Genomic DNA, 16633 nt, shown 5'->3' with positions numbered 1-16633 from the left:
AGCTCCTACAGAAAAATGCGTTCCCCTGTAGGAGCTGTCGAGTGAAACGAGGCTGCGATCTCTTGATTTATGGCTCCAACCCGATCCCCCGCAAAATCACACTGGTCACTGTCTGAATCGCCCGCTCAAACTGCATGTCCGACAACGGCTGATGATCGTTGAGGATATTCACCTGGTGATCGAAGTCGGCGTAATGCTGGGTTGACGCCCAGATCATGTACAGCAGGGTTGAAGGCTCTACCGGCAGGATGCGTTTGTCGTCCACCCACTGGCGGATTTTCGCTTCTTTCATCTTGGCCCAGTCGTACAGGCTGACGTCGAGTTTCTCACCCAGGGTCGGCGCACCGTGAATGATCTCGTTGGCCCAGACTTTGGAGCCATAAGGCCGGCTGCGGGAATGGTTCATCTTGGCGCGGATGTAGCTGCTGAGCACCACGCGCGGGTCGTCGAACATCTCGAAGCACAGCGCATCCTGCTTCCACACCTCCAGCAGATCGAACAGCACGGCGCTGTACAACTCACTCTTGGTGCTGAAGTAGTAATGCAGATTGGAGCGTGGCAGTTGCACTTCGGCGGCGATGTCCGCCATGGCGGTGCTGCCGAAGCCTTTTTCGGCGAAGACCTTCTCGGCTCCCAGCAGAATTTTCTCAACGTTACTGCGACGAATCTCGATCTTGTGATTGCCCATGAGGGCTCCCTGACAACAGCCTGGGTCAAGACTAGCATCCGCTCTACCTCGCGGCGACAGGGGAAAACGAAACTTCGTACACACCGTCTCTCGCAGGTAAACTGCCCCCCTTCGACCCCGCCTCAGAGATATTCCACGATGCAGCTCAAGAGAACCCTGACCACCGCCGCCCTGCTGGGTTCGCTTCTCGCCGCATCGTCGGTGTTGGCCCATGCCCATCTGAAAAAGCAGACGCCGGCTGCCGACAGCACCGTGAGCTCGCCGTCGGAACTGCGCCTGGTGTTTTCCGAAGGCGTTGAATCAACCTTCAGCAAGGTCACGATCAGCAAGGACGGTGCCGATGTCCCGGTGAAAAGCCTGGCCACCGAAGGCAGCGACAAGAAAACCCTGATCGTCACGCCCGCGGCCCCTTTGGCAGCAGGTGCCTACAAAGTCGAATGGCACGCCGTGTCGGTCGACACCCACCAAAGTGAAGGCGCCTACCGCTTCAAGGTTGGCCAATAATTCATGGCGAGTGCGATGGTGCTGTGCCGCTTCCTGCATTTCACCGTGGTGTTGATGCTGTTCGGGGCCTGCCTGTTCAGGCCTCTGCTGCTGGGTCGTGAGGCGGTGCTGGACCAACCTCTGGCCCGCGTCAGTCGATGGCTCGCCTCGGTGGCGTTGGTCAGCGGCGTCTGTTGGTTGCTGCTGATCACCGTCAGCATGGCCGGCAGCTGGAGTGCGGCATTCGAGCCATCGACCCTGGGCCTGGTGCTGGGTAAAACGTTTTTCGGTCAGGTCTGGCGCTGGCACCTGCTGATCAATGCGTTACTGGTGGTGCTGGTGCTGACGCCATTGCGTTCGAACTTCCCGCTGCGCATCGGTCTCACCAGCCTCTTGTTGGCGACCCTTGCCCCGGTCGGCCACGGGGCGATGCTCGATGGTCTCAGCGGCCAATTGCTGATCTTCAATCAAATCGTCCACTTGATCTGCGTCGGCGCCTGGCTTGGCGGGCTGATGCTGTTGGTGATGATCCTGCGTCAACCTGCCGGCCATGCCGTCGGCGACATCCTGCGGCGATTCAGCGGTGTCGGGTTCGGCTTGGTCGCAGGGTTGCTCGTGACTGGCCTGATCAACGTGCGGGTGCTCACCGGGGCTTTTTGGCCGACGCCGTTGCTGACCGGGTTCGCGCTGATTCTGCTGATCAAGGTGTCACTGGTCGCCGTGATGCTGGGCCTGGCGCTGTTCAATCGCCTGCGGATCAACGACAGCGAACTACGCCTCACGACCTTGCGCGCCAGCGTGGCGCTGGAGTGGTTACTGGGGATGGGCGCGGTGGCAGCGGTTTCGTTGCTGGGCACCCTGCCGCCCATGATCGCAGGCTGAACGTAAATCCCGTGTAGGAGCGAGCAAGCTCGCTCCTACAAGTTGAATCAAGACCTGCCGGGTCATCGTACAACTTCTGATTGACAATCCCTGAAAGCCTCGCAAATAATCGCACCCCATGTTGTACGACGACGTATGACAAATATAAAAACAAAAAGCAACAAGGGAGCGTTACTGTGAGCAAGCTCGTCCGCCATTCCGTCTGCACCCCTCGCCCGACCTTCGCACGTCGCCATACCTTGAGCCTGATCGGTTGCAGCAGCCTGGCACTTGCCTTGCCGATGACCAGTCATGCCGAAGGGTTCGCCGATGACGCCAAAGCGACGTTGAACCTGCGTAATGCTTACTTCAATCGCAACTTCATCAACCCGGCGTACCCCCAGGGCAAGGCCGAAGAATGGACCCAAAACTTCATTCTCGACGCCAAGTCCGGCTTCACCCAGGGCTTCGTCGGTTTCGGCGTCGATGTGCTGGGTTTGTTCTCGCAGAAACTCGACGGCGGTAAAGGCACCGGTGGCACACAGTTGCTGCCGATCGGCAGCGATGGCCGTCCCGCCGATAACTTCGGCCGCCTGGGTGTGGCGCTAAAAGGGAAAATCTCGAAAACCGAAGTGAAGGTCGGCGAATGGATGCCGGTGCTGCCGATCCTGCGCTCGGATGACGGCCGCTCCCTGCCGCAAACCTTCCGCGGCGGCCAGGTGACGTCCACCGAGATCAGTGGCTTGACACTCTACGGCGGCCAGTTCCAGCAGAACAGCCCGCGCAACGATGCGAGCATGGAAGACATGTCGATGAACGGCAAACCGGCGTTCACCTCGGACCGCTTCAACTTCGGCGGTGGCGAGTACACGTTCAACGACAAGCACACCCAGGTCGGCGTCTGGTACTCGGAACTCAGCGACATTTACCAGCAGCAGTATTACAACCTCAACCACAGCCAGCCGCTCGGCGACTGGACCTTGGGCGCCAACCTCGGCTTCTTCAATGGCAAGGAAAACGGCAGCGCGCTGGCCGGCGACCTCGACAACAAAACCACCTTCGCCATGCTCTCGGCCAAATACGGCGGCAGCACCTTCTATGTCGGCCTGCAAAAACTCACCGGCGACAGTGCCTGGATGCGCGTCAACGGCACCAGCGGCGGCACCCTGGCCAACGACAGCTACAACTCCAGCTATGACAATGCCCAGGAGAGATCCTGGCAGGTGCGCCACGACTACAACTTCGTCGCGCTGGGCATTCCCGGGCTGACGATGATGAACCGCTACATCAGTGGCGATAACGTGCACACCGGGGCGATCACCGATGGCAAGGAATGGGGTCGCGAATCGGAACTGGCTTACACCGTGCAGAGCGGCGCGCTGAAAAACCTCAACGTCAAATGGCGCAACTCGAGTATCCGCAAGGATTTCAGCACCAACGAGTTCGACGAAAACCGCGTCTTTATCAGCTACCCGATCTCGTTGCTGTAAGGCACGCTGACACGGCCCCTTGTAGGAGCGAGCTTGCTCGCGATGGACTCAAGAGCGGCGCGTTTATTCAGAAAACAAGCGTTATCGTTAACGTCCATCGTGAGCAAGCTCGCTCCTACAAAGGGGCAGCGTTTACCAGGAGAGTGATAACCCTCCGTCAATTTCAACAGAACATCCGTTGACACGGACCGGAAGGCCTAACGATACTTCGACCCAGTCGTACGACAACCTACAACGAACTCAACAACAATAACTGCGCGCCCAGGACTTCCATGACCATCACTTCTACAGCCCCTTTCAACCGCCTGCTGCTGACCGGCGCCGCCGGTGGCCTCGGTAAAGTGCTGCGCGAAAGCCTGCGCCCCTATGCCAATGTGATTCGCCTGTCGGACATCGTCGACATCGCGCCGGCCATCGATGACCGCGAAGAAGTGGTGCCCTGCGACCTTTCCGACAAGCAAGCCGTGCATCAACTGGTCGAAGGCGTGGACGCGATCCTGCACTTCGGCGGTGTGTCGGTGGAGCGTTCCTTCGAAGAGATTCTCGGCGCCAACATCTGCGGTGTCTTCCACATCTATGAAGCCGCACGCCGTCATGGCGTGAAGCGCGTGGTTTTTGCCAGTTCCAATCACGTGATCGGTTTCTATAAGCAAAACGAAGTGATCGACGCCCACTCCCCACGCCGCCCGGACAGCTACTACGGTCTGTCCAAATCCTATGGCGAAGACATGGCCACGTTCTATTTCGATCGCTATGGCATCGAGACCGTCAGCATCCGCATTGGCTCAGCGTTTGCGGAGCCACAAAATCGCCGGATGATGAGCACTTGGCTGAGCTTCGGTGACCTGACTCAATTGATTGAACGTGCGCTGTACGCCCCAGGCGTCGGCCACACCGTGGTGTATGGCATGTCCGATAACAAAAACGTCTGGTGGGACAATCATCTGGCAACTGGCCTCGGTTATGCGCCACAGGACAGCTCCGACGTGTTCCGTGAAAAGGTCGAAGCGCTGCCACTACCATCTGCCGATGACCCGAGCCGGGTCTACCAGGGTGGGGCTTTTTGCGTGGCCGGCCCGTTCGGCGACTGATCCAGAATCCCAGCGATAAAAACCAGCGGAAACCGTTGCCATGCAAGCCGAATTGATTGTCGATGCCCGTAACGCGGTCGGTGAGTGCCCGGTCTGGGTTCCCGACGAAAACGCCCTGTACTGGGTCGACATTCCTGCCGGAGGGCTACAGCGCTGGCGTGCCGAAAGCGGCCAAGTCGACACCTGGACGGCCCCGCAAATGCTTGCCTGCATTACCCGCAGCAGCGCAGGTGGCTGGTTGGCCGGGATGGAAAGCGGCTTCTTTCATCTGCGTCCGCACGACGACGGCAGCCTCGACAGCGAGCTGCTGGCCCACGTCGATCACGCCCGCACCGACATGCGCCTGAACGATGGCCGCTGCGATCGTCAGGGGCGTTTCTGGGCCGGCAGCATGGTGCTGAACATGGGCGCCAACGCCGCCGACGGCATGCTTTATCGCTACAGCGCCGGCCAGCGCGGCCCGCTCGATGCACAACTGCACGGGCTCATGGTGCCCAATGGCCTGGGTTTCAGCCCGGACGGGAAAACGATGTACCTGTCGGACTCTCACCCCTTGGTCCAACAGATCTGGGCCTTCGATTACGACATCGACAGCGGCACACCATCGAACCGTCGGGTATTCGTCGACATGAATCACTTCAACGGACGTCCCGACGGAGCCGCCATCGACGCCGACGGTTGCTACTGGATCTGTGCCAACGACGCCGGGCTGATTCACCGCTTTACCCCCGACGGTCGACTGGACCGTTCGCTGACCGTGCCCGTCAAAAAACCGAGCATGTGTGCCTTCGGCGGCAGTCGACTGGACACGCTGTTCGTGACCTCGATCCGCCCCGGCGACGATCATGACCAACAATCGCTGGCCGGCGGCGTGTTCGCGCTTGATCCCGGCGTCAAGGGTTTGCCTGAACCTCAGTTCAAGGAATGAACAACATCCGCCCCCTTGTAGCAGCTGCCGAGCACCGCGAGGCTGCGTCTGCAATCTGCCTGAAGGAACTCGTTGCAGGGTTTGCGACGGCTGCGCCGCCGAACGCTGCCTCGCGGTGCTCGACAGCTGCTACAAGGCTCAGTCACATCAGATCTCAATTGCAATGACGCCAACACTCCTCGAACTCGAAGACGACTTCACCCGCCTCACCCTCGCCCCCGACACCGGCGCGAGCATCGTCAACTGGACCGTTCGCAGCACAGGCCAGCCGCTGTTGCGCCACAGCGACGCCCACGCCCTGAACACCGGGCTGCCCGGGAAACTGGCGTGCTATCCCTTGGCGCCCTGGTCAAACCGGATTGCCGAAGGCGGTTTCGGCTGCCCCGAGGGCTGGCTGGCGCTGACGCCTAACAGCCTCACCGATCCCCTGCCTATTCATGGCAGCGCCTGGCAACAGCCGTGGCAGGTGATGTCCCGGACACGCAATGAAGTGGTCCTGCAACTCGACAGCACCACGCCCTTCGCCTACCGCGCCCGCCAACGCTTCCATCTGAGCGAAGGCAAACTGAGCATCGATTTGCACGTTACCCACCTGGACGAAAGCGCCGCCTGGCATGGACTGGGTTTGCATCCTTTCTTTCCGCGCACCGCCCATACGCGATTGCAGGCGCCGGCTCGACACGTCTGGTTATGCGATGCCACAAAACTGCCGACCCACCTCAGTTCATTACCCGCCGAGTGGGATTTCCAGCAATTGAAGGAATTGCCCGCCACGCTGGTCGACAACGGCTTCTGCGAATGGGACGGTCATTGCCTGATCCAGCAACCTGACCTCGGTTATGAACTGGACTGCCAGGTCACCGGCAGCGATTACTACCTGCTGTATTGCCCGGTGGGCCTGGCCTTTTTCTGTATCGAACCGGTGAGTCATCCGGTCAATGCGCACCATCTGCCGGGTCGGCCGGGGTTGCGGTTACTGGACCAGGGGCAATCCACCGAGTTGGGGTTCAGCCTGCACTATCGCGCACTTGACGACCCCAGCATCTGACTCAGCACCGCACGCAACTTGCCGGGTTTCACGGGTTTGTTCAGCAGCGGTGCGTCGAGCCGTTGCAATGCACGCCGACACTGGTCGGTGCGGTCAGCGGTGATGATGACCGCTGGAATCGTCTGGTTGAAATGCTCGCGTAAATGCCTGACCACGTCACAGCCCACCACACCGTGATCGAGGTGATAGTCCGCCAGAATCAGCTCCGGCGCCTGGCCCTGTAACGCGGCCAGCGCTGAGACCTCATCGGTGGCGGTGAGTACTTCGCAGCCCCACTGCCCAAGCAACGCACGCATGCTTTCGAGAATGCTCACCTCGTTGTCCAGCACCAGCAAACGCCGGCCCGGCAATGGGTTGCCCATCCCCGGCTGCGGTGCCGCCAGACTGATCGGCAGCGGAATCTCATGGGATATCGGCAGGTCGATGCTGAACATCGAACCGCGCCCCGGCAGCGAATGAACCTGAATCCGGTAGTCAAGTATTTTGGCGATCCGCTCGACAATCGCCAGCCCCAGCCCCACGCCTTTGCGGTCGGCGGCGCGTCCGACGTCCAGTTGGTTGAACTCCAGAAAAATCGAGTCGAGCCGATCGGCTGCAATTCCGCGCCCGGTGTCCCAGACCTCGATACGCAACACGTCGCCCCTGCGTCTGGCCCCCAGCAAGATACTGCCCTGGTCGGTGTAGCGGCAGGCGTTACTGAGGAAGTTGCGCAGGATGCGAGTCATCAAACGCAAGTCGGTATGAACGGCGTAATCGCCGATGTGCGACCGCAGGTTCAACCCGGTCGCTTGCGCCACTGACTGGAACTCCGAAACCAACGGCCCGAGCAATTCGTCGAGCCGGTACAGCGCGATGTCTGGCTTGACTGCCGCCTGATCGAGCCGGGAAATGTCCAGCAGATCCGTGAGCAAATCTTCCGCGCCTTCCAGGGCCTGGTGCGTGCGTTCCACCAGCACCTGCTCGATATCGGGCAGCCTGCGCTCGCGCAAGGTCGAGATCAGCAACCGCGCGGCATTGAGCGGTTGCAGCAGGTCGTGGCTGGCGGCCGCGAGGTATTTGTCTTTGCTGCGGTTGGCCGCCTGGGCAGCGTCACGGGCATCGCGCAGTGCCTGCTCGATATGCTCACGCTGGGTAATTTGCTGTTGCAGGTTGCGGTTGGCTTCCAGCAACTCGTCGGTACGCGCTGTGACCCGTTGTTCCAGCTCGTCATTGAGTTGTTGCAGGCGTTGCTGGGCCAGTTTTCGCTCGGTGATGTCGGCCACGAAGCCTTCCACCAGACCTTCCTGATCGGGTTTAAGCAGCAGGTTCATCAGCACGTCGAGGCTGCTGCCATCCTTGCGGCGCAACTGGGTTTCATAGCCGTGCAGGCTGCGTTGAGTCTTCAGGATTTCGCCAATGTTTTCCAGTTCTTCGGCACCGCCGACAAACAGGTTGCTTGCCAGATCTGCCAGGGAGAACAACACCTCTTGCGGGTCCTGATAGCCGAGCATCCGCGCCAGCGCGGGGTTGGCGGCGCGCATGCCTTCGAGCAGGCTGGCCTGGAAGATCCCGTGCACCGCATTTTCGAACAGCCATTTGTAACGATTGCGCTCGGCTTCCAGTTCGTCGAGGCGCGCGGACAGTTCCGGGTAATGGCTCTTGCGCGCCGAGTGGTTGCCTAAACCCAGTAACCCGGCCAGCGCCCGTTGCTGTTCGTCAGAGGGCTTCGCCATAGACGACCTCGACATCACGCTGACTGGACTCACGCGGGTTGGTCAGGATGCACGGGTCGTGCATGGCGTGTTGCGACAGGAATGGAATGTCTGCCGTGCTGACCCCGTGCAAACCGAGGGTTTCATGAAAGCCGATAGCACGTTTGAGGGCGATCAGGTGTTCGACCAGACGCCCGCAGATCTGCCGGTGATTGAGGCCCCGGCAATCAATACCGAAGGTCTCGGCGATCACCTTGAAACGCTCCGGTGCCGACGTGTAGTTGAACGCGACGACGTGTTCCACCAGCACCGCGTTGCACAAGCCGTGGGGCAAATCCAGAAAGCCGCCCAGACTGTGGGACATGGCATGCACTGCGCCCAGGATCGCATTGGAGAACGCCAGCCCGGCCTGCATGCTGCCCAGCATGATTTTTTCGCGCAGGGCGATGTCCGTCGGGTTGGCGATCATTTGCACCAGGTTGCCATTGATCAGCCGCATCGCCTCCAGTGCGTGGGGGTCGGTCAGGGGCCCATGACCGGTTGAGACGAACGCCTCGATGGCATGGACCAGCGCGTCAATGCCGGTACAGGCCGACAGGAACGGGTCCATGCTCAGGGTGGTTTCCGGGTCGATCAGCGACACATCCGGCACGGCTGCCTTGCTGACGATGGAGAACTTCATCCGCTCTTGCTGGTTGGAAATGATCACGAACTGCGAGACATCTGCCGAGGTGCCGGCGGTGGTCGGAATCAGGATCAGCGGCGGGCTTGGGACGCGGATGGTGTCAACGCCCTCGAATTCAAGGATGTTGCGTCCGTGGGCGACGACAATGCCGATGCCTTTGCCGCAATCCATCGGGCTGCCGCCGCCGACCGCCACGATGACATCGCAGTGGTTTTCCCGGTACAGCTCGGCGCCGAGCATGACTTCCTCGACCCGCGGATTGGGTGAAACGTCACTGTATAAAAAGTAATCGATGCCCTGCGCTTGCAGGCTGGCCTCGACATCGGCGACCCACCCGGCGGCAATCACCCCGGGGTCACTGACCACAAGCACCTTACGCGCACCAAAGGTCTTGGCGTAGTTGCCGACATTGTGCCGGCAGCCGGCACCAAAGATGATTTCAGGTGAAACGAATTTACGCAGCTGACTGAGATTCTGGCTCATTGGAAAGCCTGTTTTTATTGTTTTGAAAGGTAGATCCCACACTAAAGCATCCGGCTGCGAATGCAATCAGACCAATGGGTAGCGGGCCGATGTGCACTCAGACTCGAATTCACCGGAGATCCCCTGTGGGAGCGAGCTTGCTCGCGATGACGGCGTGTCAGTCAACATAGATGTTGAATGTTAAACCGCTATCGCGAGCAAGCTCGCTCCCACAGGGGATTTGTGTCGCGTGATTCATCCGCGGTAGATCAGTCGCGAGGCCTTTTCGTTGCGTAACGTCAGGTGCTCCATACCCCGCCCCGGCGCATCGGCTTCTTCGCGGGCCTTGAGGATCACGCCGTGATGCGCTGACTTGCTGCACACCGGGTCGGCATTGCTGGCATCGCCGGTCAGCATGAACGCCTGGCAGCGGCAGCCACCGAGATCCTTGTGCTTTTCATCGCAGGAGCGGCACGGCTCTTTCATCCAGTCATCACCGCGAAAACGATTGAAGCCGAAGGAGTCGGTCCAGATATGTTCGATGCTGTGCTCGCGCACATTGGGAAACTCGACCGGCAACTGTCGGGCACTGTGGCAAGGCAATGCGCTGCCGTCCGGGGTGATGTCGAGAAACAGATTGGCCCAGCCGTTCATGCAGGTCTTGGGGCGTTCCTCATAGTAATCCGGGGTGACGAAGATCAGCTTGCACGGGTGGCCCTGCGCCTCCAGACGTTGTCGATATTCGTTGGTGATGCGCTCGGCGCGCTGCAGTTGCTCGCGGGTCGGCAACAGGCCGACACGGTTGAGCTCGGCCCAGCCGTAGAACTGGCACGTTGCCAATTCGACGAAATCCGCTTCCAGCTCCAGGCAAAGCTCAATGATCTGCGCAATCTGATCGATGTTGTGCCGGTGGGTGACGAAGTTCAGCACCATCGGATAGCCCTGGGCCTTCACCGCTCGGGCCATGGCGAGTTTTTGCGCGAAGGCTTTGCGCGAGCCGGCGAGCATGTTGTTCACCGCTTCGTCTGCCGCTTGAAAGCTGATCTGGATATGGTCCAGCCCGGCGACCTTGAAGTCGCGCACTTTCTGCTCGGTCAGACCGATCCCCGAGGTGATGAGGTTGGTGTAGTAACCCATGTCCCGCGCCGCTTTGATCAGCTCGGCCAGATCTGGTCGAACCAACGGCTCGCCACCGGAAAACCCCAGTTGCGCGGCGCCCATTGCTCGCGCCTCGCGAAAGACCCGAATCCATTCTTCGGTGCTCAGCTCTTCGCCTGATGCGGCGAAGTCCAATGGATTGGAGCAGTAAGGACATTGCAGCGGGCAGCGGTAAGTCAGCTCTGCCAACAGCCACAAAGGTGGGCCGGGACGCTGATCAATCGGGTTCACAGCGCGATCCCCCGGTGCCAGACGTTATGTGCAGTGACGGTGTGATAAGGCGGCCGGTCCAGTTCGTAGGCCATGCTCATGGCATCGAGCATGCTCCAGAGAACGTCGAGCTTGAACTGCAGAATCTCCAGCATCCGTTGTTGCCCTTCGGCAGTGACGTAGTGCGCCAGAGTGATGCGCAAACCGTGCTCGACATCCCGCCGCGCCTGCCCCAGGCGGGTACGGAAATAGTCGTAACCGGCGACGTCGATCCATGGGTAGTGAGTGGGCCAGGCGTCGAGCCGGGATTGATGGATCTGCGGAGCGAACAGCTCGGTGAGTGAACTGCTGGCCGCTTCCTGCCAACAGGCGCGACGCGCGAAATTGACGTAGGCATCAACAGCGAAACGTACACCGGGGAGCACCCGTTCCTGGGAAAGCAGCTGCTCGCGTTCCAGACCCACCGCTTCTCCCAGACGCAGCCAGGCCTCGATGCCACCTTCGCTGCCGGGCGCACCGTCATGGTCGAGGATGCGTTGCAGCCATTCACGGCGCACGTCGCGGTCCGGGCAGTTGGCCAGAATCGCCGCATCCTTGAGCGGGATGTTGACCTGATAGTAGAAGCGATTGGCGACCCAGCCCTGAATCTGCTCACGGGTTGCGCGCCCGGCGTACATGGCTTGGTGAAACGGATGGTGAATGTGGTAGTAGGCGCCTTTGGCACGCAGGGCGGCTTCGAATTCAGCGGGAGACATGGGGGGGGTGGTCATTGCGGTTCTCCTGGAAACTCTGCGGTGTCTGGCCTGGCGCCTTCGCGGGCAAGCCTCGCTCCTACGGGTTAAGTGTTGGCCGTTAATTTCGCGAACGACCACGTCCTGTAGGAGCGAGGCTTGCCCGCGAAAGGGCCCTGCGCTACAACTCAATACTCATGCCGTCATAGGCCACCTCAATCCCGCGCCGCTCCAGCAACGCCCGCTCCGCCGACTCTTCATCAAGGATCGGGTTGGTGTTGTTGATGTGGATCAGCACCTTGCGCTGGCGGGGGAAATCCTCCAGCACCTCAAGCATGCCGCCGGGACCGCTCTGTGCCAGATGGCCCATTTCACTGCCCAGGCTGTGGCCGACTTCGCACACGCGCATCTCGTCATCGCGCCATAACGTGCCGTCCAGCAATAGGCAATCGGCGCGTTGCATCCAGCTCGACACGTCGTCATCGATCTGTCCCAGGCCAGGCGCATAGAACAGTGAGGCACCGCTGCGCAGGTCTTCGACAAACAGGCCGATCGTGTCGCCGGGTTGCGGATGGCCGCGATTAGGCGAGTACGGCGGTGCGTTGCTGACCAGGGGAATCGCCCGAAACTGCAGGTGTTCGCAGGCCGCGATGCTGAACGGCTGGCGGTCGAGGCCGATGGGTTGCCACTGCAAGCCGCCGTTCCAGTGCGTCAGCATGGTGAATAACGGGAAGCCGCTGCTCAGGTCCTGATGGACTCGCGCGGTGCACCATACTGAATGTGGACAACCTTCGCGCAGGCTCAACAGGCCGGTGCAGTGATCGATCTGGCTGTCCAGCAGGACGACACCGGCAAGCGCGGTGTCGCGCAACCGGCGTGCCGGTTGCAGGGGCGCGAAACTCGCAAGTTGCGCGCGGATGTCCGGTGAAGCATTGCACAGCACCCACTCCACACCGTTGTCGCTCAGGGCAATGGAAGACTGCGTGCGAGGTTGCGCCCGCAAGCTGCCGTTACGCACACCGGTGCACTGGCGGCAGTTGCAGTTCCATTGCGGAAAACCGCCGCCAGCGGCGGAACCGAGAACGCGGATATGCATGGTCGATGCTCCTGAAGGCAGGCCCGGCCAACACAACGGTTGGCCGGGTGAACAATCAACGGTTGGCGAAATACATCGTCACTTCGAAGCCAATGCGCAGGTCGGTGAACGCGGGTTTATTCCACATGGGTCAATCCTCTTCTTGTGCCGGGTCATTCCGGTAAAGCCATTAATGCACGGGGGGCCAGGCAATCGAATGCTACTTTCGAAGGAGGTGGCGGCGTGCGTTGGTAGGGGGTGCACGCAGATCTTCACCACCACACCAAACCAATGTGGGAGCGAGCCTGCTCGCGAAGACGGCATCACATTCAACACATTGGTTGACTGACAGACCGCTTTCGCGAGCAGGCTCGCTCCCACAGGGTTAGTGGTGTGTTTGAGGGGTTAGAAGAACCCCAGCGGATTGATGTCGTAGCTCACCAGCAGGTTTTTGGTCTGCTGGTAGTGGTCGAGCATCATCTTGTGGTTTTCACGGCCGACCCCGGATTTCTTGTAGCCACCAAACGCAGCGTGGGCCGGGTACAGGTGGTAGCAGTTGGTCCAGACACGTCCCGCCTTGATCGCCCGCCCCATGCGGTACGCACGGTTGATGTCGCGGGTCCACAGGCCGGCACCGAGGCCGAACTCACTGTCGTTGGCGATGGCCAAGGCTTCAGCTTCGTCCTTGAAGGTGGTGATACCCACCACCGGGCCGAAGATTTCTTCCTGGAACACGCGCATTTTGTTGTGGCCCTTGAGCAGCGTCGGCTGGATGTAATAGCCGCTGGACAGGTCGCCTTCAAGACGTTCGGCCGCGCCGCCGGTAAGCAGCTCGGCGCCCTCCTCCTGAGCGATTTTCAGGTACGAGAGGATCTTGTCGTATTGCTGCTCCGAGGCCTGGGCACCGACCATGGTCTCGGTGTCCAGCGGATTGCCGCGCTTGATCTTGACGATCTTCTTCATGACTTCGGCCATGAACGGTTCGTAGATCGATTCCTGCACCAGCGCCCGTGACGGACAGGTGCAGACTTCGCCCTGGTTGAAGAAGGCCAACACCAGCCCTTCGGCGGCTTTCTCGATGAACTGCGGTTCGGCGTTCATGATGTCTTCGAAGAAGATGTTCGGCGACTTGCCGCCCAGCTCCACGGTGCTTGGAATGATGTTCTCGGCAGCGCAATGCAGGATGTGCGCGCCGACCGGGGTGGAACCGGTGAACGCAATCTTCGCGATACGCTTGCTGGTGGCCAGCGCCTCACCGGCTTCGCGACCAAAGCCTTGAACGATGTTCAATACCCCGGCCGGCAGTAAATCGGCAATCAATTCGGCGAACACCATGATCGACAGCGGCGTCTGCTCGGCGGGCTTGAGCACCACGCAGTTGCCTGCTGCGAGGGCCGGGGCGAGTTTCCACGCAGCCATCAGCAGCGGAAAGTTCCACGGAATGATCTGCCCGACCACGCCCAGCGGTTCGTGAAAATGGTAGGCGGTGGTCAGTTCGTTGATCTCGGCGGCACCACCTTCCTGCGCGCGGATGCAACCGGCGAAGTAACGGAAATGGTCGGCGGCCAGCGGCACATCGGCGTTCAGGGTTTCGCGCACGGCTTTGCCGTTGTCCCAGGTTTCGGTGACCGCGAGGATTTCCAGATTCTGTTCGATACGGTCGGCGATTTTCAGCAGCACCAGGGAGCGGTCCTGGGCCGAGGTCTTGCCCCAGGCATCCGCGGCGGCATGGGCAGCGTCGAGTGCTTTGTCGATGTCGGCGGCGCTGGAGCGCGGGAATTCAGCGATCACTTCACCGGTGACCGGCGACGTGTTGGTGAAGTACTGGCCATTGACCGGCGCGACGAATTCGCCGCCGATGAAATTGCCGTAGCGCGCTTTGAACGAAATGACGGCGCCAGGTGTTCCGGGTTGTGCGTAGATCATGGTGGGCCTCTGTCTGGGTCGATGCCTGTCGGGCAAACAGGCTTTGGTCGTAGGAGCTAGCTTGCTCGCGATGGTCGTCAACGATAACGCTGAAAACCGGACACTCCGCGACGTTCTCGGGTTCATCGCGAGCGAGCTCGCTCCTACAGGGTTATGCGGTGGGTTCAGGGTTAGTGTTTGGCCACGAGGTCTTTAGGCAGCTTGAACGTCCAGAGCATGCCGCCCTGGTTGAAATCCTTGATGCGCTTGGCCACTTCGCCGCCCCAGAGCGGAACAGCGCCGCCCCAGCCGGACAGCACCGATACATACTGTTCGCCGTCCATTTCCCAGGTCACGGGCGAGCCGAGCACGCCGGAGCCGGTCTGGAATTCCCAGACCTTCTCGCCGGTCTTGGCGTTGAACGCCTGGAGGAAACCTTCCGGCGTGCCGGTGAACACCAGGTTGCCTTTGGTGGTGAGCACCCCGCCCCAAAGCGGCGCGTAGTTCTTGTGGCGCCAGACTTCCTTGCCGGTTTTCGGGTCGATGGCGCGCAGCACACCGATGTAATCTTCGTTCAAGGGTTTGATGGTGAACCCGGCGCCGAGGAACGCCGCGCCTTTCTTGTAGGCGATGCCTTCGTTCCAGATGTCCATGCCCCACTCGTTAGACGGCACGTAGAACAGCCCGGTGTCTTTGTTGTAGGCCATCGGCATCCAGTTTTTCGCGCCGAGAAAGGCCGGTGCGACGAACACTGAACTGCCTTTGGCTTCTGAGCCTGGGGCGCCGGGGCGGCTGGCTTCGTTGTAGATCGGCCGGCCATCTTTATCCAGGCCAGAGGCCCAGGTGATCTTGTCCACGAACGGGAAGCCGCGAATGAACTTACCGTTGGTGCGGTCCAGTACGTAGAAGAAACCGTTGCGGTCGGCGGTGGCTGCGGCTTTGATTTCTTTGCCGCCTTCGGTGTAGTTGAACGAGATCAGTTCGTTCACGCCGTCATAGTCCCAGCCGTCGTGAGGCGTGCTCTGAAAGTGCCATTTGATCGTGCCGTCGTCTGGATTGAGGGCCAGACGCGACGATGAGTAGAGGTTGTCGCCCGGACGCAAGTGCGAGTTCCATGGCGCAGGGTTGCCGGTGCCGAACAGCAGCAGATTGGTTTCCGGGTCGTAATAGCCACCCAGCCAAGGCGCCGCGCCCCCGGTTTTCCACAGATCGCCGGGCCAGGTCTTGCCCGCTTCACCGCCGGAGATACCGTTTTCTATCGCTTTGCCGTCCTTGTAGACGTAGCCCATGTGCCCCTCGACGGTCGGCCGGGTCCACAATAGATCGCCGTTTTTCGGGTCGTAGGCCGAGATCTTGCCGACCACCCCGAACTCGCCGCCGGCCACGCCGGTAATCAGCTTGCCGTTGATCACCAGCGGCGCGGCACTGATCGAATAGCCTTCCTTGTGGTCGGCGACCTGCTTGCTCCACACCACTTTGCCGGTGTCTTTATTCAGGGCCACGAGTTTGGCGTCGAGGGTGCCGAAGAACACCAGGTCGCCATACAGCGCCACGCCGCGGTTGATTACGTCGCAGCACGGACGGATGTCGTCGGGCAGGCGCGCATCGTATTGCCAGAGTTTCTTGCCGGTGCGTGCATCCACCGCGAACACTCGCGAGTAAGAGCCGGTCATGTACATCACGCCGTCCTTGATCATCGGCTGTGCTTGCTGACCACGTTGTTTTTCACCGCCGAAGGAGAACGCCCACACGGGCCGCAACTCCTTCACGTTGTCGACGTTGAGGGTATCCAGCGGGCTGTAACGCTGACCCTGGACGCCCAGACCGTTGGTGACGATCTGCTCCGGGTTCTTGGGGTCCTGGAGGATGTCTTGATCGGAGACGGCGGCCAATGCCTGGCCGGACAACAGCATGGCACTGAGCAGCACACTCAAGACGAAGGGTTGGCGACGTGCGGGTTGGGTCATGACGGCTACCTCTGCGGTTTTTTGTTATACCCGGGAAATTTTCCCGGTCTGGTGCAGATTCTTGGCCGCCGCCGCCTTTGCAACAATTACCCGCAATGCTGAGATTGCTCATCCCTTAGTACCGGGTCGGATGATTCCAACCCGTCAAATCTCACCACGA

15 protein-coding genes are annotated in these 16633 nt (G+C 60.5%); 6 read left to right on the top strand and 9 right to left on the bottom strand.

The features are described from left to right. Positions 1–67: 67 nt before the first annotated feature. Entirely contained in the window at positions 68–688 is a 621-nt protein-coding gene (locus ACM6IR_RS12920) for a TetR/AcrR family transcriptional regulator (RefSeq protein ID WP_414908054.1), read from the bottom strand. Between the two features lie 138 nt (positions 689–826). Here ACM6IR_RS12920 and copC point away from each other — a divergent pair, with 138 nt between their 5' ends. From copC to ACM6IR_RS12890, 6 genes are all read left to right on the top strand, one after another. Beyond that, positions 827–1192 carry a copper homeostasis periplasmic binding protein CopC gene (gene copC, locus ACM6IR_RS12915; protein ID WP_414908053.1) on the top strand — a complete coding sequence of 122 codons (366 nt, stop codon included), beginning with the start codon at positions 827–829 and terminating at the stop codon, positions 1190–1192. A 3-nt stretch (positions 1193–1195) separates the two neighbouring features. Continuing rightward, complete coding sequence (gene copD / locus ACM6IR_RS12910; RefSeq protein WP_414908052.1) at positions 1196–2053, top strand: copper homeostasis membrane protein CopD; 858 nt, start codon at positions 1196–1198, stop codon at positions 2051–2053. Between the two features lie 176 nt (positions 2054–2229). After that, positions 2230–3522, top strand: a complete 1293-nt coding sequence (locus tag ACM6IR_RS12905) for an OprD family porin (RefSeq protein WP_414908051.1) — start codon at positions 2230–2232, stop codon at positions 3520–3522. 272 nt (positions 3523–3794) lie between these two features. Beyond that, the gene (locus tag ACM6IR_RS12900; protein ID WP_414908050.1) at positions 3795–4613 is read left to right on the top strand and encodes an NAD-dependent epimerase/dehydratase family protein; all 819 of its coding nucleotides are present in this window, start codon (positions 3795–3797) and stop codon (positions 4611–4613) included. A 40-nt stretch (positions 4614–4653) separates the two neighbouring features. Next, entirely contained in the window at positions 4654–5541 is an 888-nt protein-coding gene (locus ACM6IR_RS12895; protein WP_414908049.1) for an SMP-30/gluconolactonase/LRE family protein, read from the top strand. A gap of 163 nt (positions 5542–5704) precedes the next feature. Continuing rightward, positions 5705–6589, top strand: coding sequence for an aldose 1-epimerase (locus ACM6IR_RS12890; protein WP_414908048.1), 885 nt, complete (start codon positions 5705–5707; stop codon positions 6587–6589). On the opposite strand, the gene ACM6IR_RS12885 is transcribed toward ACM6IR_RS12890, so the two are convergent. The 8 genes from ACM6IR_RS12885 to ACM6IR_RS12850 all read right to left on the bottom strand — a co-directional run bounded on the left by ACM6IR_RS12885 (position 6559) and on the right by ACM6IR_RS12850 (position 16473). Beyond that, positions 6559–8301, bottom strand: a complete 1743-nt coding sequence (locus ACM6IR_RS12885) for a NahK/ErcS family hybrid sensor histidine kinase/response regulator (protein ID WP_414908047.1) — start codon at positions 8299–8301, stop codon at positions 6559–6561. The two genes, ACM6IR_RS12890 and ACM6IR_RS12885, sit on opposite strands and share 31 nt — an antisense overlap. Beyond that, positions 8285–9448: an alcohol dehydrogenase-like regulatory protein ErcA gene (gene ercA / locus ACM6IR_RS12880; protein ID WP_414908046.1), complete on the bottom strand. Its 1164-nt coding sequence runs from the start codon at positions 9446–9448 to the stop codon at positions 8285–8287. Before ercA ends, ACM6IR_RS12885 begins: the two co-directional genes overlap by 17 nt. A gap of 234 nt (positions 9449–9682) precedes the next feature. Beyond that, positions 9683–10816 carry a pyrroloquinoline quinone biosynthesis protein PqqE gene (gene pqqE / locus ACM6IR_RS12875; RefSeq protein WP_414908045.1) on the bottom strand — a complete coding sequence of 378 codons (1134 nt, stop codon included), beginning with the start codon at positions 10814–10816 and terminating at the stop codon, positions 9683–9685. Further along, positions 10813–11565: a pyrroloquinoline-quinone synthase PqqC gene (gene pqqC / locus ACM6IR_RS12870; protein ID WP_414908044.1), complete on the bottom strand. Its 753-nt coding sequence runs from the start codon at positions 11563–11565 to the stop codon at positions 10813–10815. The genes pqqE and pqqC overlap by 4 nt, the downstream gene beginning before the upstream one ends. A gap of 142 nt (positions 11566–11707) precedes the next feature. Beyond that, positions 11708–12622: a pyrroloquinoline quinone biosynthesis protein PqqB gene (pqqB, locus tag ACM6IR_RS12865; protein WP_414908043.1), complete on the bottom strand. Its 915-nt coding sequence runs from the start codon at positions 12620–12622 to the stop codon at positions 11708–11710. A 55-nt stretch (positions 12623–12677) separates the two neighbouring features. Continuing rightward, on the bottom strand, positions 12678–12749 hold the full coding sequence (pqqA, locus tag ACM6IR_RS12860; protein WP_010455123.1) for a pyrroloquinoline quinone precursor peptide PqqA: 72 nt from the start codon (positions 12747–12749) through the stop codon (positions 12678–12680). Positions 12750–13006: 257 nt separating this feature from the next. Next, positions 13007–14527 (bottom strand): aldehyde dehydrogenase family protein, encoded by a 1521-nt coding sequence (locus ACM6IR_RS12855; RefSeq protein ID WP_414908042.1) that lies wholly within the window; start codon positions 14525–14527, stop codon positions 13007–13009. A gap of 170 nt (positions 14528–14697) precedes the next feature. Further along, positions 14698–16473 carry a PQQ-dependent methanol/ethanol family dehydrogenase gene (locus ACM6IR_RS12850; RefSeq protein ID WP_414908041.1) on the bottom strand — a complete coding sequence of 592 codons (1776 nt, stop codon included), beginning with the start codon at positions 16471–16473 and terminating at the stop codon, positions 14698–14700. Positions 16474–16633 lie beyond the last annotated feature (160 nt).

The organism is Pseudomonas sp. IT-P253 (assembly GCF_949768125.1).
Taxonomy (GTDB): Bacteria; Pseudomonadota; Gammaproteobacteria; order Pseudomonadales; family Pseudomonadaceae; genus Aquipseudomonas.
Note: the sequence above shows the minus strand (reverse complement) of the source record. Positions and strands in the feature narration are given on the sequence as shown.

Coding starts and splice junctions, on each gene's coding strand:
- ACM6IR_RS12920 (WP_414908054.1), bottom strand. CDS start 688: ATGGGCAATCACAAGATCGAGATTCGTCGCAGTAACGTTGAGAAAATT.
- copC (WP_414908053.1), top strand. CDS start 827: ATGCAGCTCAAGAGAACCCTGACCACCGCCGCCCTGCTGGGTTCGCTT.
- copD (WP_414908052.1), top strand. CDS start 1,196: ATGGCGAGTGCGATGGTGCTGTGCCGCTTCCTGCATTTCACCGTGGTG.
- ACM6IR_RS12900 (WP_414908050.1), top strand. CDS start 3,795: ATGACCATCACTTCTACAGCCCCTTTCAACCGCCTGCTGCTGACCGGC.
- ACM6IR_RS12895 (WP_414908049.1), top strand. CDS start 4,654: ATGCAAGCCGAATTGATTGTCGATGCCCGTAACGCGGTCGGTGAGTGC.
- ACM6IR_RS12890 (WP_414908048.1), top strand. CDS start 5,705: ATGACGCCAACACTCCTCGAACTCGAAGACGACTTCACCCGCCTCACC.
- ACM6IR_RS12885 (WP_414908047.1), bottom strand. CDS start 8,301: ATGGCGAAGCCCTCTGACGAACAGCAACGGGCGCTGGCCGGGTTACTG.
- ercA (WP_414908046.1), bottom strand. CDS start 9,448: ATGAGCCAGAATCTCAGTCAGCTGCGTAAATTCGTTTCACCTGAAATC.
- pqqC (WP_414908044.1), bottom strand. CDS start 11,565: ATGACCACCCCCCCCATGTCTCCCGCTGAATTCGAAGCCGCCCTGCGT.
- pqqB (WP_414908043.1), bottom strand. CDS start 12,622: ATGCATATCCGCGTTCTCGGTTCCGCCGCTGGCGGCGGTTTTCCGCAA.
- ACM6IR_RS12855 (WP_414908042.1), bottom strand. CDS start 14,527: ATGATCTACGCACAACCCGGAACACCTGGCGCCGTCATTTCGTTCAAA.
- ACM6IR_RS12850 (WP_414908041.1), bottom strand. CDS start 16,473: ATGACCCAACCCGCACGTCGCCAACCCTTCGTCTTGAGTGTGCTGCTC.